This window comes from Streptomyces sp. NRRL S-1813 (genome assembly GCF_000719605.1).
Taxonomy (GTDB): Bacteria; Actinomycetota; Actinomycetes; order Streptomycetales; family Streptomycetaceae; genus Streptomyces; species Streptomyces decoyicus.
In genome coordinates this window covers 34,300-60,658 of record NZ_JOHB01000002.1, presented here as the reverse complement: position 1 = coordinate 60,658, position 26,359 = coordinate 34,300, and the positions used below count along the sequence as shown (strand labels likewise).

Below are 26,359 nucleotides of genomic sequence, written 5' to 3'. Positions count from 1 at the left end.
GGACCAGGCACAGTGTGGTGCCCTCGCCGCTCGCGGGGGCACCACGCCCCGGCCCGTCCACGGGTCAGGGGGTGTCTCCCCGGCCTCCGTGGAGACACCCCCTGGTCCCTCGCCCGCGGGTCCCTCCAGTGATTCTCGACGGCACGGCCCACGGGACCTACGTTGAGACCATGATCAGCGATCGCACGAGTGGCAGGCGACGACTCGGCTATCCGGTGGCGGCGGGCGTGTTCGCGATCGGCATGGCCGGGACGACACTGCCCACCCCGCTGTACGGGCTCTATCGCGAGCAGCTCGGGTTCTCCGAGCTGATGGTGACCGTGGTCTTCGCCGTGTACGCGCTCGGCGTCATCACCGTTCTCCTCCTCGCCGGCAACTTCTCCGACGAGGTGGGCCGGCGCCCGGTGCTGTTCTGCGCACTGGGGCTGTCGGCGGCGAGCGCACTGTGCTTCGTGTTCGAGGGCGGGCTGCCGATGCTGCTGCTGGGGCGGGTGCTGTCGGGGTTTGCCGCAGGGTTGTTCAGCGGTGCGGCCACGGCGGCCGTGCTGGAACTCGCGAAGCCCGGCCAGGAAGCACAGGCGGGATTCGCCGCCACCGCCGCGAACATGGGCGGCCTCGGCTGCGGCCCGTTGCTGTCGGGGCTGCTGGCCCAGTACGCGCCGTGGCCGTTGACCCTGCCGTTCCTGGTGCATCTTGCGCTGGTGGCCGTGGCAGCCGTGGCGACCTGGCGCTTGCCGGAGACCGTCGAGCATCCGCACCGCCCCCGCAAACTCCAGCCCCAGCGGCTTCGGCTGCCGCCCGAAGTGCGGGGCGTCTTCACCCCCTCGGCCGTCGCCGCGTTCGCCGGTTTCTCCCTCCTGGGGCTGTTCACCGCGGTCGCGCCGAGCTTCGTCGGCGAGACCCTTGGCGTGCACAACCTGGCGGTCGCAGGGCTCATCGTCTTCACGGTCTTCCTGGGATCGACCGTCGGACAGTCCCTCACGGAACGGATCGGCGTACGCAAGGCCCTGCCGGGTGGCTGTCTGGTGCTGGTGGTGGGGCTCGTGCTGGTGGCCACCTCGCTGGCCCTGAGTTCACTGCCGGTGCTGGTCATCGGCGCGGTGTGCGGCGGTATCGGCCAGGGGCTGGCGTTCCGGGCCGGCCTGACCGCCGTGAGCCGCGCGGCACCGCCCGAGCGCCGCGGCGGTACCATCTCGGCCTTCTTCCTCGTCGCCTACCTGGGCATCTCCCTGCCCGTCGTCGGCGTCGGCGCGCTCACCTTGGTGCTCGGCCTGCGCGGCGCGGGCCTGACCTTCTCCGCCTGCGTCATCGTGCTCGCCGTGACCGTCGGCCTCTACGTACTGCGCCGGCCACCAACGACCGGCACCTGACCCCTGCGGCTGCCACACGAACGGCCCGGAGCCCGGACCGCACCGCTGCGCCCGGACGTTCGCTCCCTCTCCCTCTTGCCCTCCTCCTGGCGCCTCACGGTGCGGACATCACTGTCCGGAGGGGTGTGGGGCAGAGGGAGCGCTACGGGCTCCCGTCCCCTCACCGGGCGTGAGCCGCACCTGGAGCCGCGCCGGGCCCCGGGTGAACACCCCCGCGTCGGGGGGTGCCGTGTCCCCCGCGAAGTCCATGGCGGGGAAGGCGTCGAGCAGTTGGTTGACGCCGACCTCCATCTCGGTCTTGGCGAGCAGAGCGCCCACGCAGAAGTGCCGGCCGAGCGCGAAGGCCACGCGGTCGGCGGCGGCGCTGAAGGCCGTGGCGGGCGTCAGGTCGGTGCGGAAGACGTTGAAGGCGTCGGGCCGGGCGTAGTGGCGCTCGTCGCGGTTCGCGGAGCCGATCAGACAGGTGACCGTGGCGCCCGCGGGGACCGTACCGCCGCTGAGGGTCACATCGGCATCGGGCTGACGCATGATCATCTGGACCGGCGGGGTGTAGCGCAGGGTCTCGGCGAAGGCCGCGGTGACCAGCGACCGGTCGGCGCGTACGGCGGCGAGCTGGCCGGGGTGGGCCAGCAGGTTGCGGAACAGTGAGCCGAGGGCCTTGTCCGTGGTTTCGCCCCCGGCGGCCAGCAGCAGGCTGACGAACGACGTGATGTCCTGATCGTTCATCCGGGTGCCCTCGACCTCTGCGGTGCAGAGGGTGGAGAGCAGGTCGTCGCCGGGTGCGGCTCGCCGTTCGGTCAGGACCGGCCGCAGGTAGGCGGAGAGCTCTTCGCCGGCGCGCAGGCCGGCGGCCGCGACCTCGGGATCCTGGCTCAGGTTGCCAAGGAATCCGACGACGGATTCGTACCAGCCGTGGAAGCGGTCGTGGTCGGCCCGGTCCAGGCCGAGCATGTCGACGATGACGTTGATCGGGAAGCGCGTCGCGAACTGCGCCACCAGATCGGCCTCCACGTCCTCGCGGAAGGCGTCGATCAGCTCCCGCGCGTTGCGCTCGATGACCGGCAGGAACTTCTCCCGCAGCTCCCGCCCCCGGAAGGCGGGGGCGACCAGGGCCCGGCGTACGGAGTGCTCACGGCCGCTCATCTGGGGCAACGTCCGGCCGCCGTGCGCCGGTTCGATCTGCCACTCATAGTTGTCGCTGGTGAACACCGGCTCGCGAAAGGCCCGTGCCACGTCCTCGTACCGCGAGAGCAGATAGCTGTCGGTGCCCTTGTCGTGGAAGAGCGGGTAGTGCGCACGCAGGATGCGGTACGCGGGGTACGGGTCCGCCGCGAACTCCGGTGACAGGATGTCGGGCGGCGGAGGGATGGTGGTCACAACGCGTCCTCGGCTTCCCCTGGTGGAAATCGGACTCGGACGGTGGTGCACGGCCGGCTTGCGACGCTAAGGCACGGCGTCGTGCCCGTCCAGAGCGCCTCCACGGCAAGGCAGGCGGGTACCGGCGGCCGTCTCCTGGGAGGGCCCGGCCGACCAGGACGGGATCTCGCGTGCGCAGGGCCGCCGGGAAGCACGGCAGGGCCGGTCACCACTCGGATGGTCGGCCGTCTTCACCCTTCTGCCTTCCACGACACGCTCTTCCGGCCGAGGCCGGAAACGCTGAGATCCACCGATCCTTCGATCCAGCAGCCTCCCCGTCGAGGCGGAGAAGCGAGAATCGCATGGCCGCACCACCCGCCCCTGGCTCGCCGAGCCTCCTCCGCCGTGGGTATGCCGTCACCTTCCTGCTCATCGCGTTGTTCGTCACCACCGCCGGGCCGGCCACCGCCGACGGCGGCGGTGCCGCCACGCCGACCGCAGCACCCGCCCTGGCAGCAACGGGCACCAAGCCCCTGGTGTTCATGGGGCTCGGCACGATTGCCGGTCTGGCCGTGGTCGCCGGAGCCGGGCTCATCGCGAGTGTCCGCCGACGGCGTGGCGCCGACGCTCCGCCGACGGACCGCTGCTGACCGTCCCGAGAACAGCCACCTCCCGGCCCCCACGGCCACGTCCCGCACACCGGTGAACGGAAGGAAGGACCGATCGCATCATGGGCACCATCACCACCACCGACGGCACGGAGATCTACTACAAGGACTGGGGGGCCGGCCAACCCGTCGTGTTCAGCCACGGCTGGCCGCTGAACGCCGACGCCTGGGACGACCAGATGCACGTGGTCGCCTCCCACGGCTTCCGGGCCGTCGCCCACGACCGCCGCGGGCACGGCCGCTCCGGCCAGCCGTGGCACGGCAACGACATGGACACCTACGCGGACGACCTGGCGCAGCTGATGGAGGCCCTGGACCTGCGGGAGGCGGTGCTGGTCGGGCACTCCACGGGCGGCGGTGAAGTGGCCCGCTACATCGGTCGTCATGGCACCGGCCGGGTGGCCAAGGCGGTCCTGCTCGGCGCCATCCCACCGCTGATGCTCAAGACCGAGGCCAACCCGGAGGGGCTGCCCATCAAGGTCTTCGACGAGCTGCGCGCCGGTGTCGCCGCCGACCGGTCGCAGTTCTACAAGGACCTCAGCGAGAGCTTCTACGGTGCCAACCGGCCCGGTTCCACCGTCTCCCAGGGAGTCCGCGAGGCGTTCTGGCTCTGGAGCATGCAGATGGGGCTCAAGGGGGCGTACGACTGCATCAAGCAGTTCTCGGAGACCGATTTCACCGAGGACCTCAAGCGGTTCGACATCCCGACCCTCATCATCCACGGTGACGACGACCAGATCGTGCCGATCGTGGCCGCCGGCCAGAAGTCGGTGAAGCTGGTGAAGGATGCCACGCTCAAGGTCTACCCGGGTGCGCCGCACGGCCTCTCGGCGGTCGGCACGTACAAGGACGACTTCAACGCCGATCTCCTGGCCTTCCTCAACAGCTGACGGGCGGCCCCCCGGCGTGCGGCCCGCACATGCAGCCGGTGCCGGCCGATCGGACCTGTGGTCGTCTCGGCCGGCACCGGCTGGACAGCTTTCTGGCTTACCTCCCGTTGCGGCCGCGGTCGCCCCAGCCCCAGCCGCCGTTCTCGCAGCCCTCGCTGAAGACCGGGCCGACGTGGTCGAGGACGCCCGCGGAGAGCCAGCAGGAGCCGTAGTGGCCGTGGCCGTGGTGGTGCTTGTAGTGGTGGCCGTGGTGCTTGTCCTTGTGGTCCTTACCGTGAGCCAGGGCGGCGCTCGCACCGCCCAGGACGATAGTGGTGGCCAGGGCGCTAGCTGCGATCGCGGCGCGGATGCGCATGTCTGCTCCTCAGGAGGATCAAAGGGGTATATCGACCTTTTCAGGGATCACCTTCACGGAACCTCCCAAAACCTTGCTCCTCGTCAATTGCGCGAGTCGGAGTAACCGTCCGCCGGACTGACAAGAAGAGTGCGCCGGGCCATCGCGGCATCGGCGGGGCCCCTCCACAGCACCCTCACGCGCCCAACTCGCAGACTTGAGCTCCTTGTTCACCGTCGGCGCGGCCACCCGACGCGAGGGGGAGCGGGCGCCGCCCCCCGCGTCGGGGCCGTCTTCCAGGAATTTCCTTACGGATGTCGCCCGTTCGGGGAGACGACTGGCAGCGGAACCGCGCCCCTTTAACTGACCGGACGTCAAAGGAGCGCTCTGCCGGGTGAGCACGGGCCCGGCCGGACGGCCGGCGGGCCCGCCCCGAGCCGAAACGGGCCCGCCGGCACGGGTTGATGGAGCGTCAGCCGTGCGCCGCTCAGGCCCCCTCGGGCGCCTGCCCGGCCACCTGGGGTACGGGGCGCGCGCTCGGGCGCAGCCCCAGTGTCACCGGCGCCACGGCCACGGCGAGGAAGGCGGACAGCACCGCGAAGCCGGTCACACTGGACCCGGTGACGTCGGTCAGCCAGCCGACCAGGTAGGGCCCGGCGAAGCCGCCGAGGTTTCCGAGGGCGTTGATCAGCCCCATCGCCACGGCCACGACTTCGAAGCGCAACAGCTGGCCGGGGATCGCCCAGAACGGCCCGTACGGCGCATAGACCGCGGCGGCCGTCACACACAGCAGCAGCATCCGGGGCAGGGCACCGTCCACCGCCTGTCCCAGCAGCAGCGCGGCGATGCCCACGACGAGCGGGAGGGCCACCGCTTGGCGCCGTCTGCCGGTGCGGTCGGACCAGGCGGCATTGGCAATCATCACGATCAGTGCGACGGTGAACGGGATCGCGGTGAGCGCTCCCACCTCGGTGGGCGATCCGCCGTGTGTCAGCTCCTTGATGACCGACGGCAGCCACAGGTTGAAGCCGTAGAAGCCGGTGATCCAGAAGAAGTAGACACCGATGAGGACGAGGACCGATTTCTGCTTGACCGCGTCGAGGTACGAACCGCTGCCCGCCGAGGGTTTGGCGGCTTCGTCGGCGGCGATCGCGCCCTCCACATGGTCGGCCTCGGCGCGGGAGATCCACCGGGCCTGCGCGGGCCGGTCGGCGACCGCGAACCACCAGACCACCGCCCACACCAGGGGCGGGATGCCCTGCATCACCAGGACCCAGTGCCAGGTCCCGTGGTCGAGCATCCACCCCGACAGCGGCGCCATCAGCACCGAGGAGAGCGGCAGGCACGCCATCCACAGCGCGTTGGCACGAGCCCGCTCGCGCAGCGGGAACCACGAGGCGAGCAGGATGAGGACGGCGGGCCAGACGCCGCCCTCGAAGAGGCCCAGCACGAAGCGGGCCACGTAGAACTGCGACTTGGTCTGTACGAGACCGGACAGCGACGCGGCCACGCCCCACGCCAGCATGAGGATGAGGACGGTCTTCCGGGCGCTCCAGCGCTGGGCGAGGATCGCGGCCGGGATCTGGAGGAAGACATAGCCGACGAAGAAAATGCCGCCGACCAGCCCTTTGTCGGCGTTGGACAGCTCCAGATCGCCGTGCATGTACGGGAGGATGACGGAGACATTGTTCCGGTCGAGATACGCCAGCATGTACATGATCGCGGCGACCGGAATGACATACATCCAGCGCTTGGCGGGGGGCGCGGGCGACGTCTGCGGGATCGACTGCGGTATCGACTGCGGGTTGGCGTCCGTCACTGGGCGGCCGCCGTTCCGTACGCGGCCCGGATCCGGTCGGTGAAGCGGCTGAAGCCGGCGGCGGCCCGGAAGGCCGCGGCCATCGTGCCGTGTGAGGCCAGGCCGCTGCCGGCGATGTCGAACGCGGTGCCGTGGTCGACGGAGGTGCGCAGGATCGGCAGGCCCACGGTGACGGACACGGTGCCGTCGAAGTCGACGGTCTTGGCGGGGATATGGCCCTGGTCGTGGAAGTGCGACAGCACTCCGTCGAAGCGGCCTTCGAGGCCCTGGTGGAAGACCGAGTCGGCCGGGATCGGTCCCACGACCCCGAGACCCTCGGCGGCCGCCTTCTCCACCGCCGGACGCAGGACGGTGATCTCCTCGTCGCCGAAGTGGCCGCCCTCACCGCCGTGCGGGTTGATCGCGGCGACGGCGAGCCGGGGCTCGTCATGGCCGAAGACGCGCAGTGCGGTGGCGGCGTGACGGATGCTCGCGGCGACCCGTTCCTCGGTGATCTGGTCGAGCGCCTTGCGCAGGGCGAGATGTCGGGTGGTGAAGAAGATCTTGAGGCCGCGGACCACGAACATGGTGTCGAAGTGCGCGGCGCCGGTGAGTTCGCCGAGCATCTCGGTGTGACCGAGGTGCGGTGAACCCGCCGCCCAGATCGCCTCCTTGTTGATCGGCGAGGTGACGACGCCGTCGACCTCGCCGGCCAGCGCGGCGCGGGTGGCGGCCTCGATCGCGGCCACGGCGGAGCGGCCCGCCACCGCGTCGACCGTGCCCCAGGGAAGGTCGGCGGGGGCGATGCCGAGGTCGAGCACATCGATGGTGCCGGGCTCGAAGCGTGCCTCACCGGGCGTGCCGACCGCGTTGACCTCGACGTCCAGACCGCAGACGGCGACCGCGCGGCGCAGTACGGCGGCGTCGCCGACGGCGAGTCCGCGGCCGAGTGCGGTGGCCGCCGGGTCGGCGAGGGTACGGGCGGTGATCTCGGGGCCGATCCCGACGGGATCGCCGAGGGTGACGGCGAGGAGCGGCAGCGGGCCGTCGGAGGCCGGACGGCCGGTGGCGGCCGTCCGGTCGTCGGTCGCCTGCTGAGGGTGGGTCATGGGGTCGCCTTTCGGGGTGCCGTGTTCAGGTCGTGCTCAAGGTGGGGCCGAGGGTGTGCCGGGTGCAGGCCGCGCGCAGGTGTTCCAGGCAGTCGCGGGCGGCGTCGGGGCCGCCGATGAGACCGCCCTTCGTGGCGAAGAGCAGTCCGTCGTGGGGGCCGCCCACCAGGTGTCCCGCGATGGCGAGCGGCAGCACCTCGGTCTCGATGGCGAAGCCGTCGGCGCCCAGCGCCGAGGTGACCGCCGTGGCGACATCGCCGCCCGAGGCATACAGGCCGCCGGGACACAGCTCGACGACCGCGCGGCGGGCGATCTCGGCGAGTGCCTGGAGGATGCGGGCGGCGGCGGGGTCGGGAGCGGGTCCGGCGGTGGTCAGCGGATCGGGGGCCACCCGTACGCCGAGCACCGTGGCCCCCTCCGCCGCCGCCGCGCGCAACTCGGCCAGCACCGCGCCGGGATCCGGCGCGGCGGGGTCGAGCTCGGCCCAGCGGGCGCCGAGCGCGGTTTCCGTACGGGCGAGCTGGGTGCGGGTGCGGTCGGTGACGCTGCCGACAACCGCCAGGATGCGGGCGGGTGCGCCGCCCTCGGGCCGCAGGCCCAGCTCACCGGCGAGGGCCGCGCCGAACGGTCCCGAGTCCAGCGCCACCCAGCGGATGCGGTCCTCGACGGCGAGGCGGGCGGCGGCCACCGCGACCGTGCGCAGATGGGCGTTCTCGGTGGCGTCGCAGACCACGGTCTCGGCCTGGCTCGCCCGCAGCGCCGCGGCCACCGCGTCGGGGCCCCGCTCCACCACGTCCAGGGCGAGTTCGCCCGTGCTGCGCCGGCTCTGCGCGCCGAGCACGGCCGCGACGCGTGAGTGCCGGACGGGATCGAAGGGATCTCGGGCCACGGCCGTACGAGTGAGCGGGACACCGTCGACGAGGTGCAGACCGCCCACCGTGCTCCGGCCGGCGTCGGGGAAGGCGGGAACGGCCAGCGTCCGGATCCGGGCCGCGGGCTCGCGGGCGGCGAGGACGTCCACCACCGCGTCGAGTTCGCTGCCGGGGTTGCCGCGCAGGGTGGTGTCGACGCGCTTGACGATCAGGGGTGCTCCGCCCGCTGATTCGGCGGCGGCCCGGACGGCCGCATGGGCGCGGGCCGGGGACCAGTGCCGCGAGGCGGTGTTGATGACGAGGACGTCCACCCGGTCCGCGTAGCGCTCCACTTGGTTGAGCGCACCGACGGTGACGGCCCGCAGGCCCAGGCGCGCATAGAGCGCGCCGGTGGCATTGCTGCCGGTGAGGTCGTCCGCGATGACGAGCACCTGGGCCACGAGGTCTCCTCCTGTCGGCTCCGGTGCCGCCTGCGACCCCGAAGTGACCGGACCACGCATTTTTAATTGCGCGGTTCACGCAATTCAGAGTGGCTACTCGGCGAACGGGCTGTCAAGAGGTGTGCACTCAGGCGCTCTCGACGGGCGCCTGGGCACCGTCCGCGGCGGTGCGCACCGACCACCCCGCCTCCGTGAACGCGGCCACCTCCCGCTCGTCACTGCCGGAGATCAGGCCCGTCCCGGCCGGCATTGCCGCCCAGTAAGGGAAGCCCCCTCCCCCACAGAGCTTGGAGTGGTCGGCGAGCACCCAGGCGGCCCGGGCACACTCGGCCATCGTCTCCTTCAGCGCGGCCTGTTCGGGATCGGGGCAGTTGATGCCGCGGCGGGGGTCGAGGCCGTCGACGCCGAGGAAGGCGATGTCCGGGGTGAGCCGGCGCAGCGCCTGTTCGGTCCGGGTGCCCAGCAGCGACTCGTTGGGGCGCCGCAGCCGGCCGCCGAGCACCACCACCTCCACCTCCGCGTCCGCCAGCTCGACGAGCGTGGACAGGCCGTTGGTGACGACGGTCAGATCGCCGCGGTCCCGCAGCTCATGTGCCACCCGGGCGACGGTGCTGCCCGCGTCGAGAAGGACGACGTCACCGCTGCGGACCAGCGCTGCGGCGGTGCGGGCGATGGCGTCCTTCTCGCCCGGCTGCTCGTGTTCCTTGTCGTGCCAGGAGCGTTCCACCGCGCGGGGATCGACCGCGCCGCCGTAGGTACGGGTGATCCGGCCGAGCGCGGCCAGCGTTGCCAGGTCGCGGCGGACGGTGGACAGCGAGACATCGAACTCGGCGGCGAGATCGTGCACGCTGATGTCCCCGGCGCCGAGCAGTTCCACCATCCGCTCCCGTCGGCGCCGAGTGGCCGAGCGTTCCCCACTGGTCACTTCACTGCCCGCCTCTGTCTGCCGTCGTCCGCCCGGCACCCCGTTCGGGGCGCCTCTCAAGTTGCGCGTTTCGCGCAATTCGAGATTAGCAGTCGAGGCGACAGCGGCGGCAGTGACCGCGTCATGGTGTCCGCGGTCAGGCGAGGATCTTCGCCTTGGCCTTCTGGAACTCCTCTTCCGTGATGTCGCCGTGGTTCTTCAGGTCGGCGAGCTTCGCCAGGGAATCCGCATGGCTCGTCCCCTCCCCGGTCGCGACGGTGTCCCGCAGGTAGGACTGAAGCTGCTTTTGCTGCCGCTCGGCCTGGGCGACCTCCCGTTCGCTCATCCCGTGGCCACGCGCGATCACGTAGATGAAGACGCCCAGGAAGGGCAGCACGATCACCAGGATCAGCCACCCCGTCTTGGCCCAGTTGTTGAGGTCCCGGCTGCGGAAGATGTCACCGATGATCCTGAACAGCAGGATCAGCCACAGGACCCACAAGAAGATCAGGCACATCGTCCAGAATGCGTTGAGCAGCGGGTAATCCATCACAGCCTCCTCGTACGCTCGGAGCCCCCGGACTCATCCGTCTCGGCTCAAGCATCCTCGCCGTCGTCCTCCACCGCGACCAGGTCGATGCCGGTGAGCGCCTGTTCCGTCCAGATCACCTTGCCGCTGGTGGTGTAGCGGGTCCCCCAGCGTTCGGCCAGTTGGGCGACCAGGAAGAGGCCGCGGCCGCCCTCGTCCGTGGTGGCGGCCTGCCGCAGATGGGGTGAGGTGCTGCTGCTGTCGGAGACCTCGCAGATCAGGGAGGTGTCGCGGATCAGTCGTACGCGGATCGGGCCGGAGGCGTACCGGATGGAGTTGGTGACCAGCTCGCTGAGGATCAGCTCGGCGGTGAACGCCTCCTCCGCCAGGCCCCATTCGATCAGCTTGCGGACCGCGGCGGCCCGTATCTGGGCCACGGCCGAGGGGTCGGGCGGCACCTCCCAGTCGGAGACATGCGCGGTGTCCAGCACCCGGGTGCGGGCCACCAGCAGCGCAATGTCATCGCTGGGGCGCTCCGGCAGCAGCGCGCCGAGCACGGCCTCGCAGGTCTCCTCCGGAGTCCGGCCGGAGTGCTCGGCCAGGGTGCGGCTCAGCAGCCCGATGCCCTCGTCGAGGTCCCGGTCCCGGTCCTCGACGAGCCCGTCGGTGAAGAGCACCAGCCGGGTCTCCTCGGGCAGTTGCCGCTGCCAGGTCTCGAAGGGCAGCCCGCCGAGCCCGAGGGGCGGGCCGCCGGGCACATCGGCGGTCTCGGCAGTGCCGTCCGGCAGCAGCAGCATGGGCTGGACGTGCCCGGCGCGCGCCATGGTGCAGTTCCCGGACGCCGGGTCGTAGATCGCGTAGAGACAGGTGGCTCCGGTGACCGAGCCCTCGGCCTCCTCGGCGCCCTCGTCCTGGTCGATACGGGTGACGAGCTCGTCGAGGTGCCAGAGGATCTCGTCGGGCGGCAGGTCCAGGGTGGCGAAGTTGTGCACGGCGGTGCGCAGCCGGCCCATGGTGGCGGCGGCGTGCAGTCCGTGCCCCACGACGTCGCCGACGACGAGCGCCACCCGGGCACCGGGCAGCGGGATGATGTCGAACCAGTCGCCGCCGACGCCGCCGAGCCCGCCGAGTCCGGCCTGTGCGGGCAGATAGCGGTAGGCGGCCTCGACGGCGTTCTGCTCCGGCAGGCCGCGCGGCAGCAGACTGCGTTGCAGGGTGACGGCCATGGTGTGCTCGCGGGTGTAGCGGCGGGCGTTGTCGATGCTCACCGCGGCGCGGGCGACCAGTTCCTCGGCGAGGGAGAGTTCCTCGTCCTCGAACGGCTCCGGTTTGTCCGAGCGCCAGAAGATCACCACGCCGAGGATGACGCCACGGGCGCTCAGCGGCACCGCGATCCTCGAATGGATGCCGTGCGCGACGATCTTCCTGGCCCGGCCGGGACTCTGGAGATGCCAGCCGGAGAACGCCGCCAGATCCGCTTCGAGGGCCGCCTTGCCGCTGGTGAGGCTGGCGCCGAGGGCGGTGGCCGGCTCGAAGCGGATCAGCCTGCCGACGGGGTAGAGGCCGCTGTCCGCGGGGGCGCCGCTGGTGGCCGTACGCCGCATCTCGATGGCCGCACCGGTGGAGACCGTCGGCTCCTCGCCGATCAGCACGTCCTCGGCCAGGTCGACGGTGACGATATCGGCGAACCGGGTGGAGCCGAACTCCGCGAGTTCCTCGCAGGTGCGCACCACGTCGAGAGTGGTGCCGATCTCCGTGCCGGCGTCGTAGAGCAGCTTCAGGCGGCCGCGGGCCACATCGGCGCGGCCGGTGAGCGCCCGCAGCTCGGTGGTGTCCCGCAGCGTCGTGACGCTGCCGGGCGGTCCGCCGGCCTGCTCCGTGGAACGCTGGTTGATGGCCAGCAGCCGTTCGCCGACCGGGTGGACCTCGTCGGTGACGACCCGGCCGGAGGCCAGCAGGCGGCGCGTGGCGGGGTCGAGTCCGAGATCGGCGACCGGGCGCCCCTCGACGTCAGCCGGCAGGTCGAGCAGCCGGCGTGCCTCGTCGTTGGCGAGCAGCAGACAGCCGTCGCCGCCCACAATGATCACGCCTTCGCGCACCGCGTGCAGCACCGCGTCGTGGTGCTCATACATCCGGGTCATCTCGGCGGGGCCGAGGCCGTGGGTCTGGCGCCGCAGGCGCCTGCTCACCAGCGCCGTACCGCCGGTGGTCAGGAGGAGGATGCCCGCGGCGGCGCCGAACAGCAGCGGGAACTGGTCGTCGACGACACCGCTCACCCGATTGACGGTGATACCGGCCGAGACCAGCCCGATGACCTTGCCGTTGTCCTTGCCGCTGTGGCCGTATACCGGCACCACGGCCTGGACGAGGGGACCGATGGTGCCGATGATCTTCTCGGTGACCACATGGCCGGACAGTGCCGGTTGCAGGGTGCCGACGAACTTCTTGCCGATCCGGTTGGGGATCGGGTGGGTGTAGCGGATGCCCTGGGTGTTCATCACGACGATGAAGTCGACCTCGGAGCTCTTGCGCGCGGCCTCTGTCCGCGGCTGGAGCACCAAGGTCGGATCGGCGCTCTTCAGCGCTGTCTCGATGCCCGGCGCATTGGCGAACGCTTCCGCCACGGCGACGGATCTGTTGCGGGCTTCGCGGTCTCCGTCGGCCCTGGATTGCAGCACAAGCGCCGCAATGGCGGCGGCGACGAGCAACACCACGATCGCCACCTGCAGGAGAAAGACCTGACCTGCGACAGTTCGCATCCTGAGAACCGAACGCGGGCGGCCGTAGCGTCCGGCCATGTCCTCTTTCTACACCTCCCGCATACGGTGGGCGAGCCGCGCGATGCGGAGCGCAGCAGCGGTCAGGGCCCGCGCTGCGCCGGGCGGCCTCACGGGCTGTCCGAGGATGGTCCCGTGATCCGGGGCCGGGCGCCAGAGGGCGGGAAGACCCCCGGGTAGGTTTTGCGGCCACGCATATGCGACAGTATTCGACGAAGGGGACATACGCGGCGGCCGCATCGCGCCACGGCACTGGGTACAAATCGCCCAGGGGCCGGATGGTTCATGTAACTCTTCCCACAGGCCCGGCGGCTTGCCTGACAGGTGTCTACCAGTCGGGTGAGTTCGGCGCCGGCGCAACATGCCTGGTCAGCCGCTTCGTCCGAGGGGCGGAGCCGGCCCGGGGACGGCACCGGCGCCCTCTATGCCCTGGTCGGACCCGGCGAGGCGGTATGAGACGTTCGTGGGCATGCATGTTCCCGAGGAGATCCGAGCCGAGGCGGCCGCGCTCATCGACCACCACGCGCTCGGTCTGTGGAAGCCCCACGACGCCGACCGGCAAGCCGCCGTGGCGTTGTACCGCTTCCTCGAAAGCGGTCAGCCGCTCACCGGCGAGCAGATCCGGTCCGTCCTGGCGCACGCGGAGCCGGCGGCCGGCATGAACGAGCGACTGCGGGAGCTGCTGCACGGGACCGCCGGGCTGCTCGACGACGCAGCGGTGGCCGAGGGCCCCGACGGGCGGGACGCCGTCGACCACGTATGCCTTCTTCTGGACGCGCTCGCGCTCGCCAAGCTCACCGGCCAGTAAAGAAGAAGGCCCGCCCGGGCACAGGCCGGGGCGGGCACTTCCTGGGCCTTCAGGGCCCTACGCAGGCAGCGAGGCCGCGGACGGCGCCTCGGCGGGAGCCTGCTCGTCCTCGGGTACCGAGATCACCCAGTGCGTCTCCTGGCGCGGGCGGAGGTAGCACGCCCAGTACAGCGCGGCGACGGCCACGATGACGCCGGTGATGACCAGACTCTTCGCGCTCTGCTGGTAGAGCACCCAGGCCAGCACCACGATCAGCAGCGCCGGGACCGCCGGCCACAGGGGCATCCGCCAGGCCGGCCGGTGCTTGTGCTCGCCGCGGCGCGAGGCCAGGGCACCCAGGGCGACGAACACGTACATCGCGGCGACGGCCACGCCGGTGACCTCGCTCAGGGTGTCGAGGTTGACGAAGCACAGGGCCGCCCCGGGGACACCCACCGCGAGGGTAGCCGCCCAGGGGGAGCCGAAGCGCCGGCCGACGTGCGAGAGGACCCGGTTGACGGCCGTCGGCCAGGCCGCGTCACGCGCCGAGGCGAAGACCACGCGGGAGTTCTGGATCACCATCACGATCGCCGCGTTGATGATCGCCAGGGCGATACAGAGGCTGACGAACGTGCCGACCCCCGAGTTGCTCCAGTCCTGCACCATGCCGGCGACGTCCCCGGCACCGAGCGTCTTCAGGTCGGGGGCGCCGAGGGTGATCGCCACCACCGGGATCAGCACGACGGCGACGCCGATGCCGAGGGTCCACAGCACGGTGCGGGAGACGTTGCGGCGGGGGTTGTCCATCTCCTCCGCGAGGTACACGGCGGTGGAGAAGCCCTGAAGGATGAAGAGCGCGGTGGCCAGTCCGGTCACGATGAGGCCGGCGGTGACGGCGGTGCTGTGCCCGTGCCCGGCGTCGATCACGGGGTGCACGAGCACGGACGCGGACCGCTGGGTGTGCGTGAAGCCGAGGAAGGCGACCACCGCGCAGGCGACGACCTCCAGCACCAGGAAGATGCCGGTGATCCAGGCGTTGGCGCGCAGATCCAGCAGGCCCATGGCGGTGGCCAGCAGCATGACACCGGCGGCGGTGAGCTGCGGATCGAGTCGGACGATCGGTGCCAGATAGTCGGCGGTGCCCAGGGCGATGATGGGCGGCACGATCATGACGACGATCAGCGAGAGTATGAAAACCAGCCACCCGGCGAGGCGCCCCATGAGCGTGCCGACCATGGCGTACTCGCCGCCCGAGCTCGGTATCAGCGTGCCGAGTTCGGAGTAGGTGAAGGCCACTCCGATGCACAGCAGAGCCGCGACGGCGATGGTCAGTGCGGTGCCGGTGCCCAGACCGGCGAACGAGTCCGGCACGATCACGAAGAGCGAGGACGCCGGGGTCAGACAGGACAGCGTGAGCAGGGTGCCACCGACCACGCCGATCGACCGGGTGAGTTTGGGGGAGGTGGAGGCGTCCCCCTCCGTCGCACTACGGGTGTCCCGCTCCGGAGCTGCGGAGGCAACAGGCGTGTAGGGCATATCGGTATCCGTATCCCATCAGTGCTGGCGGCAGAAGGGGCGGCGCCTGGGGGGGAAGTACGCCGCAAAGCGGCCCGAACCCGGATATCCCGCAGGCCCCCTTTGGTGACCGAATAAAACCCCCGCCGACGACTCACGTCAAGGCCTTGTTAAGGTCCGCGGACAACGAAATCCGTAGCTCTCAAGGGCCATAGAAGCGCTTATCCGCGCCACAGTCGCGGAAATAAGCGAATTCCGCGGCCGAACGAGGCCTGCGCGTTCCTGCCGGGACACCGCCGAATCCGTTGCGGGCCCGCCGGATCCGGTGCCCGTTCGTTCAGTCCTCGTGCGCGTGCACGCGGGCGATGAGCAGTGCCACGTCGTCGTGGTCGTGCTCATCGCGCAGCGCGGCGAGGAGACGGTCGCAGAGGTCTTCCAGATCCCGCTCGGGCTCCGCCAGCAGCTCCAGCAGGATGTCCAGGCGGGCGTCGATGGGCTGGTCCCGGGTTTCGATCAGCCCATCGGTGTAGAGCACCAGCAGATCGCCGTCGCGGAGCGGAACCGTGGTCTGCTCGAAGGGGACGCCGCCGACCCCGAGCGGCGCCCCCGTGGGCAGATCGAGGAGTTCGGGAGGCCGGTCCGGGCGTATCACGATGGGGGGCAGATGCCCGGCGACGGCGATCCGGCACAGGGTGCGGTGCGGGTCGTACACGGCGTACAGACACGTGGCGAAGGCCGGGTCGAGACCGACGGCGATGTGATCGAGGTGGCGGAGCACCTCGGCCGGATCGAGGTCGAGGTCGGCCAGCGCGCGGGTGGTGGTGCGCAGTTGGCCCATGGTGGCGGCGGCGTTGATTCCACTGCCCATCACGTCGCCGACCACCAGCGCGGTCTTGTCGCCGGCCACCGGAATGGCGTCGAACCAGTCGCCGCCGACCTCGCTGGCCGCCTGGGCGGGCTGGTAGCGGTAGGCGATCTCCATGGCCGTGGGCTGCGGCGGCCGGTGGTTCATCAGATGGCGCTGGAGGGTGAGCGCGGTGCGGCGTTCGCTCTGGTACGAGCGGGCGTTGTCGATGCAGACCGCCGCCCGGGCGGCCAGCTCGACCGCCAGCACCGCATCGTCCTCGTCGAACGGCTCCTGGTTGCGGACGCGGTACAGCGACAGCGCACCGAGGACCTCGCCGCGGGCGATCAGCGGTACGGCCAGGTAGGAGTGCAGTCCGGCCTTGCCCAGGAGGGCGGCGCCCTGCGGGTCCGCGGCGATGTGCGACAGATCGTCCGGACCCACGTGGGCGATGCGCACCGGACGGGCCTCGGTCACACAGCGGGTGATCAGCCGGTCGGCTTCGTAGGAGGCGATCTGGCCGGTGGGGTCTGCGGCGCGGACGGCCTCGGTGGAGTAGGCCGTGGCCACGGCGAGCGCACGGAAGCGGGCCGGGCCGCCGCGGGACAGCGAGGTCGGGCGGCGGCCGTCGAGCACGGCATCGAGGACGTCGACCGCAGCCAGGTCCGCCAGCTCGGGCACGATGACGTCGGCCAGTTCATGGGCGGTCTGGTCGACGTCGAGGGTGGTGCCGACGGTGGCCGAGGCGTCGGCGATGACGGCCAGCCGCCTGCGGGCGCGGGCGGCCTCGGTGGCGGCGCGGTGCTGCTCGGTGACGTCCACGACGGACGTGGCCAGCCCCAGCACCCGGCCGTGGGCGTCCTCCAGCCGGTAGTACGACACCGACCAGGCCCGGTCCGCGTGGGGGTCGGAGGCAGTGCGGCCGACGAAGAACTGGTCGAGCAGCGGTGTCCCGGTGTCGAGGACCTCGCGCATCCGGGACACGATGGTGCCGGTGTCCAGAAAGGACAGGGCCTCCCCGACGTCGCGGCCGATGTGCTGGTCGGCGGGCAGCTCGTTGATGCGCTCCAGCGCCGGGTTGACCATGACGAAGCGCAGCGAGGTGTCCAGGACCGCCAGGCCGATCGGCGACTGGGCGACCAGGCGCACCGACAGCGCCAGATCCCGCTCCACCCGCCGCAGCACGGCCTGGTCGGTGGCGATGCCCAGGGCGTAGGACTCGCCGCGCTCGTCCAGCAGCCGCATGTTGCGGAATTCGACGAGCCGGGTGCTGCCGTCCTTGTGCTGGACCGGGAAGACCCCCGCCCAGCTCTCGCCGCCCGCCATGACCTCGGAGAAGAGACTCAGCACCAGATCGAAGTGCTCCGGTCCGACCAGCAGCTGCGCGGCGGGCCGGCCGAGTGCCTCCTCCGCGCTCCAGCCGAAGAGCTGCTCGGCCTGGGGGCTCCACAGGGTGATCCGCCCGTCCGCGTCCAGCATCACCGCGGCCACGCCCAGCACGTCCATCAGGCCGCCGGGCTGCCCCGGTGTGGCCCCGACAGAGGGAGCACCCTCGGGGAACGCGTCGGTCGCACCCATCCAGGTACTCCTTCCGCCGGTCACCGCAGACCGACAGCCGTGGCGCTCTCCGTACATCGACCGATTCTCGCTGTGCTTCCGTTGCTCTCCATCATCTCTCGCCACGGGACGGACCCGCAGGGAGAGCGAGATCCGCAGGGCACCGTCGCCCCGTGCGCGAGGGAGCATTATCCGTCGCTGTTCCCGGGTCGGCGAGCGCGTTGACGATATTCGGGGCGATGATTCCGGACGCGCTCGCGGGACGGGCATGCGGGGCGGCGGCCGGACGCCGCAAGGGCTGCGCCGCTGCGTGACCGCTGGGCTTCTCCCGGACGTCACCGTCCGACTTGGAGATGTCGATCTACAGCGACTACCCTGACTTTAGTTGCCTCTAGCAACTAAATACATGCATACCGCATCCGGCGTAGCGGACTGCGCCCGCCGGTGTCAGGAGGAAGCCTCACATCATGCCCATCGCCGCCCGGACATTCCGTACCTACGTGGAGGAGAACCTCGATGTCCTTAGCGCCGACCCGGCGCGCGAAGCCCTGGTCCACCAAGGCCGTCGCGTCACCGCAGGTGAGTTCCGCTCACTGGTCCACCGCATGGCACGGGCCCTGCGCGCCCGCGGCGTCGACCGGGGAGCGACCGTCACCCTGCTGAGCGGCAACCTCCCGGAGATCATCGCCGCCCGTTACGCAGCCAACCTGATCGGCGCCCGCGTCAACTACCTCTACAACAAGCTGTCCGCCGAGTCCCAGGCCGCCATCGTCCGCGATGTCGAGACCCGCGCCCTGATCGTCGACCCTCGCCATGCCGAACGCGCCGCCGAGGTCACCGAGTTGGCGCCGGTGCCGGAGGTCCTCGTCCTCGGCCCCGCCAAGGTGGGCACGGATCTGCTGGAGCTGACGGCCGGGCAGTCCGACGAGCCGTACGCGAGCCGGGCCCGGCCCGACGATGTGTGCACCATCCGCCACACCGGTGGCACGACCGGCCACCCCAAGGGCATCTGCACCACCTTCGACCAGGCTCGCTGGTTCCACGGCGTGATCCAGCAGGAGCCGGAGGCCGCGCGCCGGCAGCTGGTCTGCACCACCCTCGCGCACGCCGCGGGCCTGATGGCCGACAGCACCCTGCACGCGGGCGGCACCGTCGTCCTGCTCGACGACTTCGACCCGGGCACCGCACTCGCCGCCATCGAACGCGAGCGCATCACCGACATGTTCCTGCTGCCGCCGCTGCTCTACCAGCTGATGGACCACCCCGACGCCCGCCACACCGACACCTCCAGCCTGCGGCTGCTGACGTACGGCGGCTGCCAGGCCTCCCCCGCCCGGATAGCCGACGCGGTACGGGCGTTCGGCCCGGTGCTGATGCAGGGCTACGGGCAGAACGAGGCCGGCGGCATCAGCGTGCTCACCCAGGAGGACCACGACCCGCAGCGGCCCGGGCGACTGCGGTCCGCGGGGAAGGTGCTGCCCGACGTCGAGGTGGCGATCCGCGACGAGTCGGGCCGTGACCTGCCGGCCGGCGAGCACGGCGAGGTCTGTGTGCGCTCCGACATGATCATGAAGGGATACTGGAAGCAGCCCGAGCTGACCGCCGAGGTGCTGCGCGACGGCTGGCTGCACACGGGCGACATCGGCTTCCTCGACGACGAGGGCTACTTGACGATCGTCGACCGGCTCAAGGACATGATCGTCGTGGTCGGCGGCCATGTGTACACCACGGAACTGGAGGACCTGCTGAACTCGCACCCGCAGGTACTACAGAGCGCCGTCTTCGGTGTCCGTGACACCGACCGCATGGAGCGGGTGCACGCCACGGTGGTGCGGGCGCCCGGCAGCACCGTCGACGCGCAGCAACTGCGCGAGATGGTCTGCGCGGAGCGGGGCGCGATGTACGAACCGGCCCGGATCACCTTTGTCGACGCGCTGCCGCTGACCGATGCCGGGAAGCCCGACAAGAAGGAGCTGCGCCGGCGGGCCGAACAGGAGGCCGGCACCGTGGCATGACAGCGACGAGCCGCCGCAGCCCAGGGCTGCGGCGGCCTGTCAGTGCTACTGCCGGTCAGAGGATGCCCAGCAGGCCGAAGGGGAAGCCCCCGAAGCCGTAGCCGTTGTTGCCGTAGCCGCAGCCGCCGAAGCCGTTGTAGCCGTTGAAGCCGCCGAAGCCGCCAAAGCCGCCGAAGCCGCCGAAGCCGTTGAAGCCGTTGAAGCCGCCGTTGTGGTGGCAGTGGTGCCTGTAGTGGTGATGACCGTGGTGGTGACGACCGTGGTGGTCGCCCTTGGACGATGCGGCCGGCGCCTGCGGGGTGGCCGAAGCTATGCCGGCGAGCGGGAGGACGGTAGCGGCGGCAAGGGCCGCGGTGGCCACGGAGCGGCCTATGAACTTGCGCATTGCGTTTCTCCTGTTTGGCAGGAAATCTGACATTCGATAAGTACCGCGCCCCACCCGAAACCGTGCAGACACGGCGGACAGCCACTCCAACGGCCCCAAGAATTGCTCCACTCGCGGTAATGAATCGGCAAAGCATCCTGGTGAACGGCCTGATCAGAGTCGGATGATGACGAGGGCCGCATCGTCGGTGGCGCCGCCGGGCGGCAGCAGATCCGCCAGCAGCGCGTCGGCCAGCGTCTCGGCGTCGGCGCCCCGATGCCGGGTCAGCGCCTCGGCCAGCCGCGCCAGACCGACGTCGATGTCCTCGTGGCGGCGCTCGATCAGCCCGTCCGTGTAGAGGACCAGCACGGCATCGTCGGCGAAGGCGACCCGCGCCTCCGGGCGGTCCACATGCTCGGGCCGCGCCCCCAACGGCGGGTCGGTCGCCCGGTCCAGCAGCTCCACGGTGCCGTCCGGGTGCAGCAGGGCCAGCGGGGGATGACCGGCGCTGCTGTAGGAGAGGGTGTGCGTGGACCAGTCGATGACGGCCTGCACCGCGGTGGTGGACTCCGCGCCGTCCACGGAGCGGGCGTAGATCCCCAGTACCTCCAGCGCCCGGGCGGGGCCGTCGGCGACCCGGGCGGCGGCGCTCAGCGCGCTGCGGAGCTGTCCCATGACGCAGGCGGCGGCCAGTCCGTGGCCGACGACATCGCCGACCGCGGCCGCCATCCGGTCCCCGGGCAGATCGGCCAGGTCGTACCAGTCGCCGCAGACATTGAGCGCGCCGACCGCGGGCCGGTAGCGCACCGCTGCCCGGTGGTGCCCCACGGGCACGGGCGCGGGCAGCATCGCTTCCTGAAGGGCCAGCACCACCTCCCGCTCCCGGACCTGGGCCAGGCGGAGCCGTTCGTTGACTTCCTGGAGATCCTGGGCGCGGGTGAAGAGCTCGGCCTCCATCCGCACCCGGTCGACGGGATGGTCCCCGGCACCGGCCCGGACGATCTCCGTGACCTCCTCGACCCGGTGCACGATCAGCCGCACCCGTCCGTCGGCGTCGAGCACGGGCGTATTGACCGGGCTCCAGTAGCGCTCCTCGAACGTCCCTGGCCGGCCCGGAGCCTCGACGTCGTAGCGCTGCAACGCCATGGAGTCGCGGACCCCGGTGGCCACCACGCGTTCCAGGGACGCCCGGAGATTGCGCATACCCGACGCGTCGGGGTCGTCGGGATTGCCGGGGAAGACGTCGAAGAGGGGGCGCCCGATCAGTTCGTGGCGTTCGCGCCCGGCCCGCCACAGCAGGGCCTCGTTGACATCGGCGATCACCAACTGCGGGGTGAGCAGCAGCACTCCGCCCGGCAGTGCCTGGAAGACGGCCGCATAGTCGATCGGGAAGGCGCTCACGTGCTGCCTGCATCCGGCGAGGGGGCCGGCCGTGGCATCCGAGTCCCCGGATGCAGAGGTGCGTGCGGGCGGTCCGCCTCCGGTGCGTTCCTGTCGTGCGCCACGTGCGGAATGTTCTCGCGCGGACCGGGCGCGCGCATGCCGGGTACGGGGACCGGGCGGCCCGCCGGCAGGCGAACGGCGAGGCCGGTCCCGCCCTGTGGCAGCCGCGGCCGGTACCCCCGTTCGGGTCAGGCGTCCCCGCGCGGCCGGCGGTGCGCGCGCTCGTCATGGCCGGGTTCCTCGAAGTGCGGCGCGGCGACGGCACATTCGTCACCGGTCCGCGGCCGGACCGCCTGCTCGACGCCATCGGCAGCTCCCGCGAGCTCTTGGCTGAACCCGGCGGCGGAGCAGCCGAGCAGGCGGACCCGGCCGTTGGCCACGCACCTCGCCGCCCTTCGGCCCCGAGGTCGAATGCCTAGCGCTTACGGGCCCGGCTCGGCTGGACCCTGGAAGGCTCCCCCGGCATCTTCGGGTGGTCGGGCGGATATGGCATATCGCCCAGTCCTTCGTCCGCCTCCTGACGGTCCGCGAGCTCCAGGACGGATTCCAGGCCGAAGGCGTGGTCCGTCATGTCCGCATGGACATCGCCGAGTTCGGCGAACCGCGGGGGGACCGTCCGCAGATCGAAGTCCTCGGGCGCGGCGTCGGACAGCTCGTCCCAGCGCAGCGGTGTGGAGACGGTCGCCCGGGGCCGGGCGCGCAGCGAGTAGGCGGAGGCGATGGTCCGGTCCCGGGCCATCTGGTTGTAGTCGACGAAGACCTTCGCGCCGCGTTCCTCCTTCCACCAGGCCGAGGTCACCAGCTCCGGCATCCGGCGCTCCAGCGCCCGGGCCAGGGTGATCGCGGCCCGTCTGACCTCGGTGAACGTCCAGCGGGGCTGGATCGGCACATAGACGTGCACACCACGGCCACCGGACGTCTTGGGCCAGCCGCGCAGCCCGTGCTCCGCCAGCAGCTCGCGCAGGAGGTGGGCGACCCGGGCGGCGTCCGCGAAGTCGGTGCCGGGCTGCGGGTCGAGGTCGATCCGCAGTTCGTCGGGGTGCTCGGTGTCACCGCGGCGGACGGGCCACGGATGGAACGTCAGACATCCCAGGTTGGCGGCCCAGAGGACCGCCGCGGGCTCGGTGGGGCACATCTCGTCGGCGAACCGTCCGCTGGGGAAGGCGATACGGGCGGTGGGCAGCCAGTCCGGCAGTCCTTTGGGCGCCCGCTTCTGGTAGAAGAACTCGCCCTCGACGCCTTCGGGGAAACGCTGCATGGTGGTGGGCCGGTCCCGCAGCCCCCGCAGCACCCCGTCGGCGACGGCGAGGTAGTACTGCGCGACGTCCAGCTTCGTGAAACCGCGCTCCGGGTAATACGTCTTGTCGGGGTGCGACAGGCGCACGGTGCGCCCCGCAACGTCCAGCTCCACAGCTCCGGCTCCGGCCATGACTCCACGCTAGATTCCGGGCGCCGCCGCCGCGCGCCGGGAAAGCGGCGGCCGGGCGGCCCCCGGGGGTTCCCGTCCGGCGCGCGGGAAGCGGCCTCAGCCTTCAGGATCGGGACCATGGACCTGCCCGTCATGCCCCCGGTCTCCCCCATGCTCGCGAAGCTGGTGACCGACATCCCCGCCGGCATGCAGTACGAGGCCAAGTGGGACGGCTTCCGCGTCATCGTCTTCCGGGACGGCGAGGACATCGAGATCGCCAGCCGCACGACGAAGCCGCTCACCCGCTACTTCCCCGAAGTGGTCACCGCGGTACGGGCCGAGCTGCCGCGGCGCTGCGTCGTCGACGGCGAGATCGTCATCGCCCACGACGGCCGGCTGCACTTCGAGGAGCTGCTGGAGCGCATTCACCCGGCGGACTCCCGGGTCCGTACCCTCGCCGAGCGGACGCCCGCCTCGCTGGTCGCCTTCGACCTGCTGGCGCTCGGCTCCGATGCGCTGGTGCACGAGCCGCAGTCGGCCCGCCGGGAAGCCCTGGTCGAGGCGCTGCGCCCGGCGCGGGCGCCGGTGTACACGGCGCCCGCGACGACGGATCAGGAGCTGGCGCGCAGCTGGTTCACACAGTTCGAGGGGGCGGGGCTGGACGGGGTGGTCGCCAAGCCGCTCGATCTGCCGTACCGGCCCGGCGACCGCGCCATGTTCAAGATCAAGCATGCCCGCACCGCCGACTGTGTGGTGGCGGGCTACCGCCTGCACAAGAGCGGGCCGGTGGTCGGCTCCCTGCTGCTGGGCCTGCACGACGACGACGGGCAGTTGCAGCACGTCGGGGTGTGCGCCTCGTTTCCCATGGCCAGGCGGCGTGCGCTGGTCGAGGAGCTGGCGCCGCTGCGGATGGACGATGTCTCCGGCCATCCGTGGGGCGCGTGGACCGACGAGACGGCGCATGCCTCGCGGCGGATGCCCGGCGGGCCCAGCCGCTGGAGCGGCGGCAAGGATCTGTCGTGGGTGCCGCTGCGCCCGGAGCGGGTGTGCGAGGTCGCCTACGACCACATGGAGGGCAGCCGGTTCCGTCATACTGCCCAGTTCCGCCACTGGCGCCCCGACCGTACGCCGGAGAGCTGCACCTATGCCCAGTTGGAGGAGCCGGTGGGCTACGACCTGGGGCAGCTGCTGCCGGGCTGACCGGACGGGTCGGCTCGCCGGTCACCTCCGGGCGCCGGGTCAGGTGTGGTCACCGTCCGGCGGCCAGCGGCGCCGGCTCTCCCCCGGCGCGAGCCGGTCCACCACGTCGGCCAGTTCGCGGCAGGCCTGCTCGATCTTGCGGCGGATGCTGTTCTGCTCGGTGACGATCGCCGACAGCAGCAGCGCGGTGAGCGCCGCGGACGCGTTGAGGGCCTGAAGATTGACCATCGCCTCCAGAAGGCTCTGGCCCTCGAACGGTCCGGTCCGGGCCGTCGCCGCCGCGATGACCAGGACGGACACCAGCAGCACACAGGGCGCGGCGCCCGCCAGCTGGAAGCGCAGGGCCGCCCACACGATCAGCGGAAAGACCAGGAAGAGCAGCGACAGCTCACTTCGGACCGCCACGAGCGTCACCATCACCGAGACCACCGCCAGGGCTGCCGCCTCGGCCCACCGGTAGCCGGGGACGTCCCGGGGCCACCGGATCGTACGGCAGGCGAGGAGGAGCGGAGTGACGACGAGGATGCCCATCGCATCGCCCACCCACCACGCCGCCCAGGTCGGCCAGAAGCCCACGGCCGGCAGCGCGCCCTTGAGGAGGAGCATCGCGGTGCCCAGCGTCGCGCTGATCAGCATCCCGGCGAAGGCGCCGAGGGCGACCAGCGCCACCCCGTCGCGCAGCCGGTCGAGTTCGGGCCGGAAGCCCACCCGGCGGAGCATCAGGAAGGCGCAGACCGGGGCGAGGGTGTTGCCCGCCATGATCCCGAGGACCGAGGCATCGAGCGGGCTGATCGTGGCCACGACCAGGAAGGCGCCGAGGGCGATGCCCGGCCAGGTCCGCAGGCCCAAAAGGAGCAGACAGCTCAGGGAGATGCCCGTCGGCGGCCACAACGGCGTGACCACGGCACCCGCGATGACCACCTGCTCCAGCAGACCGATCCGGGCGGACGCGTAGTAGACGCCGGCGAGGCCGAGGATCGTCAGGGCCGGTGCAAGACGTCGGAGTTCCCCGGTGCGCACCACATCAGCCATCAGACAACGCCGAGGGCCGGGCGTCGGCTGCGACACGCACGCTCGGGCCTCGCTTCACCCGGCTCTGGGCGCGGTCGCGTCGAAGCGCAGCACGATCACCGCGGCGTCATCGGTGTGCCCGGTGAACTCCGCCACGCTCATCGCCGCGTCGGCCACCGTGGCCGGATCGCCCCCGGCGTTCGCGCTGACCAGTCGGGTCACCTGAGTCAGCCCCGCCTCTATCGGGAAGGACGGCCCCTCGACCACTCCGTCGGTGAGCAGCACAAACGCCCCCGCAGTGGCGAAACGCCGACGGGTGACCGGATATCTCTCGCCCGGCACGATGCCGAGCGGCAGGCCACCGGGGTCATCGGCGAGGCCGGACCGGCCGTCGGTGGTGGCCCAGATGCCCGGTACATGGCCGGCCCGGGCGCTGGACAGTTCCCAGGCCACCGGGTCGAAGCGGACGAAGGTGCAGGTCGCGAAGAGCCCGCAGTCGACCGAGACCAGCAGGTCGTTGGCCCGGCTCAACACCTCTCCCGGGTCCGCGGCGTGACCGGCGACCGCGCGCAGCCCGAAGCGGATCTGTCCCATGAAGGCGGCGGCCTCGACGTCGTGGCCCTGCACATCGCCGATGCAGAAGGCCAGCGAGCCGTCGGGCAGGGTGAAGCCGTCGTACCAGTCGCCCCCGATGTCCAGGCCGTGCCGGGCGGGTGCGTAGGTGGCAGCCGCGCGCAGCCCCGGGGTCCCCGGCAGCACGGCCGGCAGCATCTCGTGCTGAAGCGCCTCGGCCAGCTCCACCCGGGCCCGCTGCTTCTCGGCGCCTTCCCGCGCCTGAGCGGTCAGCCGTCCGAGCGTGGTCAACAGGTCGTCAGCGCTCGCGGACCGCGGGGGACGACGCCGAAGCATGGACCGCTCCAAGGTGCATCGGTGTACCGGCCAGGGAGCGTGCTCCCGTACGGCAGTCCGCGGTGGCCGCCCCGTCTGGCCTCTCGGGGCTCCCGGGGAGCCCGCCTTTCCCGATTCATCTTATTTCTGGGGGGTGACTTCCGCTTGACGGCCGCGTGGCAGGCGGGCTGCCACGCGGCCGGTGGTGTCTGCCGGTCGTCGGCGTGCACGGGGTGCGGCGGGGTGCTCCCGCGCCGCACCCTCCCCGCGGTCCCGCCGG

General features: G+C 71.4%; 22 protein-coding genes. 6 read left to right on the top strand and 16 right to left on the bottom strand.

What is annotated here, in order from left to right; translation table 11 throughout:
- Window positions 1-170 precede the first annotated feature (170 nt).
- The gene (locus IF67_RS0104940) at window positions 171-1,370 is read left to right on the top strand and encodes an MFS transporter (RefSeq protein ID WP_030982483.1); all 1,200 of its coding nucleotides are present in this window, start codon (window positions 171-173) and stop codon (window positions 1,368-1,370) included.
- A 108-nt stretch (window positions 1,371-1,478) separates the two neighbouring features.
- Here IF67_RS0104940 and IF67_RS0104935 read toward each other — a convergent pair whose 3' ends face one another.
- Window positions 1,479-2,747 carry a cytochrome P450 gene (locus tag IF67_RS0104935; protein WP_051817598.1) on the bottom strand — a complete coding sequence of 423 codons (1,269 nt, stop codon included), beginning with the start codon at window positions 2,745-2,747 and terminating at the stop codon, window positions 1,479-1,481.
- A gap of 341 nt (window positions 2,748-3,088) precedes the next feature.
- Between IF67_RS0104935 and IF67_RS0104930 the strand changes: the two genes are divergently transcribed.
- Both IF67_RS0104930 and IF67_RS0104925 read left to right on the top strand, forming a co-directional pair.
- A complete protein-coding gene (locus tag IF67_RS0104930) occupies window positions 3,089-3,376 on the top strand; it encodes a hypothetical protein (RefSeq protein WP_030982479.1) in 288 nt (95 codons plus the stop codon).
- Between the two features lie 80 nt (window positions 3,377-3,456).
- Window positions 3,457-4,284 (top strand): alpha/beta fold hydrolase, encoded by an 828-nt coding sequence (locus IF67_RS0104925; RefSeq protein ID WP_030982477.1) that lies wholly within the window; start codon window positions 3,457-3,459, stop codon window positions 4,282-4,284.
- Window positions 4,285-4,381: 97 nt separating this feature from the next.
- Here the strand turns inward: IF67_RS0104925 and IF67_RS0104920 are convergent, their stop codons facing one another.
- The 7 genes from IF67_RS0104920 to IF67_RS0104890 all read right to left on the bottom strand — a co-directional run bounded on the left by IF67_RS0104920 (window position 4,382) and on the right by IF67_RS0104890 (window position 13,068).
- Window positions 4,382-4,639 carry a hypothetical protein gene (locus tag IF67_RS0104920; RefSeq protein WP_030982475.1) on the bottom strand — a complete coding sequence of 86 codons (258 nt, stop codon included), beginning with the start codon at window positions 4,637-4,639 and terminating at the stop codon, window positions 4,382-4,384.
- Window positions 4,640-5,105: 466 nt separating this feature from the next.
- A complete protein-coding gene (locus IF67_RS0104915) occupies window positions 5,106-6,437 on the bottom strand; it encodes an MFS transporter (protein WP_107050161.1) in 1,332 nt (443 codons plus the stop codon).
- The gene (gene pdxA, locus IF67_RS0104910) at window positions 6,434-7,525 is read right to left on the bottom strand and encodes a 4-hydroxythreonine-4-phosphate dehydrogenase PdxA (RefSeq protein ID WP_051817596.1); all 1,092 of its coding nucleotides are present in this window, start codon (window positions 7,523-7,525) and stop codon (window positions 6,434-6,436) included. The genes IF67_RS0104915 and pdxA overlap by 4 nt, the downstream gene beginning before the upstream one ends.
- Window positions 7,526-7,550: 25 nt before the next feature.
- Window positions 7,551-8,837 (bottom strand): four-carbon acid sugar kinase family protein, encoded by a 1,287-nt coding sequence (locus IF67_RS0104905; RefSeq protein WP_030982471.1) that lies wholly within the window; start codon window positions 8,835-8,837, stop codon window positions 7,551-7,553.
- A 127-nt stretch (window positions 8,838-8,964) separates the two neighbouring features.
- Window positions 8,965-9,762, bottom strand: a complete 798-nt coding sequence (locus IF67_RS0104900) for a DeoR/GlpR family DNA-binding transcription regulator (protein WP_030982470.1) — start codon at window positions 9,760-9,762, stop codon at window positions 8,965-8,967.
- A 136-nt stretch (window positions 9,763-9,898) separates the two neighbouring features.
- Entirely contained in the window at window positions 9,899-10,291 is a 393-nt protein-coding gene (locus IF67_RS0104895) for an SHOCT domain-containing protein (protein WP_030982469.1), read from the bottom strand.
- 47 nt (window positions 10,292-10,338) lie between these two features.
- Window positions 10,339-13,068, bottom strand: coding sequence for a SpoIIE family protein phosphatase/ATP-binding protein (locus IF67_RS0104890; protein ID WP_030982462.1), 2,730 nt, complete (start codon window positions 13,066-13,068; stop codon window positions 10,339-10,341).
- A 448-nt stretch (window positions 13,069-13,516) separates the two neighbouring features.
- Between IF67_RS0104890 and IF67_RS0104885 the strand changes: the two genes are divergently transcribed.
- Window positions 13,517-13,855, top strand: a complete 339-nt coding sequence (locus tag IF67_RS0104885; RefSeq protein ID WP_030982460.1) for a hypothetical protein — start codon at window positions 13,517-13,519, stop codon at window positions 13,853-13,855.
- A gap of 57 nt (window positions 13,856-13,912) precedes the next feature.
- Here the strand turns inward: IF67_RS0104885 and IF67_RS0104880 are convergent, their stop codons facing one another.
- Both IF67_RS0104880 and IF67_RS0104875 read right to left on the bottom strand, forming a co-directional pair.
- Window positions 13,913-15,370 (bottom strand): APC family permease, encoded by a 1,458-nt coding sequence (locus IF67_RS0104880; RefSeq protein ID WP_030982456.1) that lies wholly within the window; start codon window positions 15,368-15,370, stop codon window positions 13,913-13,915.
- Between the two features lie 316 nt (window positions 15,371-15,686).
- Window positions 15,687-17,771 carry a SpoIIE family protein phosphatase gene (locus IF67_RS0104875; RefSeq protein WP_030982453.1) on the bottom strand — a complete coding sequence of 695 codons (2,085 nt, stop codon included), beginning with the start codon at window positions 17,769-17,771 and terminating at the stop codon, window positions 15,687-15,689.
- 446 nt (window positions 17,772-18,217) lie between these two features.
- Here IF67_RS0104875 and IF67_RS0104870 point away from each other — a divergent pair, with 446 nt between their 5' ends.
- Entirely contained in the window at window positions 18,218-19,765 is a 1,548-nt protein-coding gene (locus IF67_RS0104870) for an AMP-binding protein (protein WP_030982451.1), read from the top strand.
- A gap of 55 nt (window positions 19,766-19,820) precedes the next feature.
- Here the strand turns inward: IF67_RS0104870 and IF67_RS44125 are convergent, their stop codons facing one another.
- From IF67_RS44125 to ligD, 4 genes are all read right to left on the bottom strand, one after another.
- On the bottom strand, window positions 19,821-20,150 hold the full coding sequence (locus IF67_RS44125) for a hypothetical protein (RefSeq protein ID WP_037838826.1): 330 nt from the start codon (window positions 20,148-20,150) through the stop codon (window positions 19,821-19,823).
- 153 nt (window positions 20,151-20,303) lie between these two features.
- Window positions 20,304-21,530: a PP2C family protein-serine/threonine phosphatase gene (locus tag IF67_RS0104860; RefSeq protein ID WP_030982449.1), complete on the bottom strand. Its 1,227-nt coding sequence runs from the start codon at window positions 21,528-21,530 to the stop codon at window positions 20,304-20,306.
- Window positions 21,531-21,760: 230 nt separating this feature from the next.
- A complete protein-coding gene (locus IF67_RS0104855) occupies window positions 21,761-21,952 on the bottom strand; it encodes a hypothetical protein (RefSeq protein ID WP_030982448.1) in 192 nt (63 codons plus the stop codon).
- A gap of 35 nt (window positions 21,953-21,987) precedes the next feature.
- On the bottom strand, window positions 21,988-23,001 hold the full coding sequence (gene ligD, locus IF67_RS0104850; protein WP_030982447.1) for a non-homologous end-joining DNA ligase: 1,014 nt from the start codon (window positions 22,999-23,001) through the stop codon (window positions 21,988-21,990).
- 117 nt (window positions 23,002-23,118) lie between these two features.
- On the opposite strand from ligD, the gene IF67_RS0104845 reads away from it, so the two are divergent.
- Complete coding sequence (locus IF67_RS0104845) at window positions 23,119-24,180, top strand: ATP-dependent DNA ligase (protein WP_030982445.1); 1,062 nt, start codon at window positions 23,119-23,121, stop codon at window positions 24,178-24,180.
- A gap of 39 nt (window positions 24,181-24,219) precedes the next feature.
- Here the strand turns inward: IF67_RS0104845 and IF67_RS0104840 are convergent, their stop codons facing one another.
- Both IF67_RS0104840 and IF67_RS0104835 read right to left on the bottom strand, forming a co-directional pair.
- Complete coding sequence (locus IF67_RS0104840) at window positions 24,220-25,212, bottom strand: MASE1 domain-containing protein (protein ID WP_107050159.1); 993 nt, start codon at window positions 25,210-25,212, stop codon at window positions 24,220-24,222.
- A 54-nt stretch (window positions 25,213-25,266) separates the two neighbouring features.
- A complete protein-coding gene (locus tag IF67_RS0104835) occupies window positions 25,267-26,100 on the bottom strand; it encodes a PP2C family protein-serine/threonine phosphatase (protein ID WP_030982441.1) in 834 nt (277 codons plus the stop codon).
- Between the last annotated feature and the right edge of the window lie 259 nt (window positions 26,101-26,359).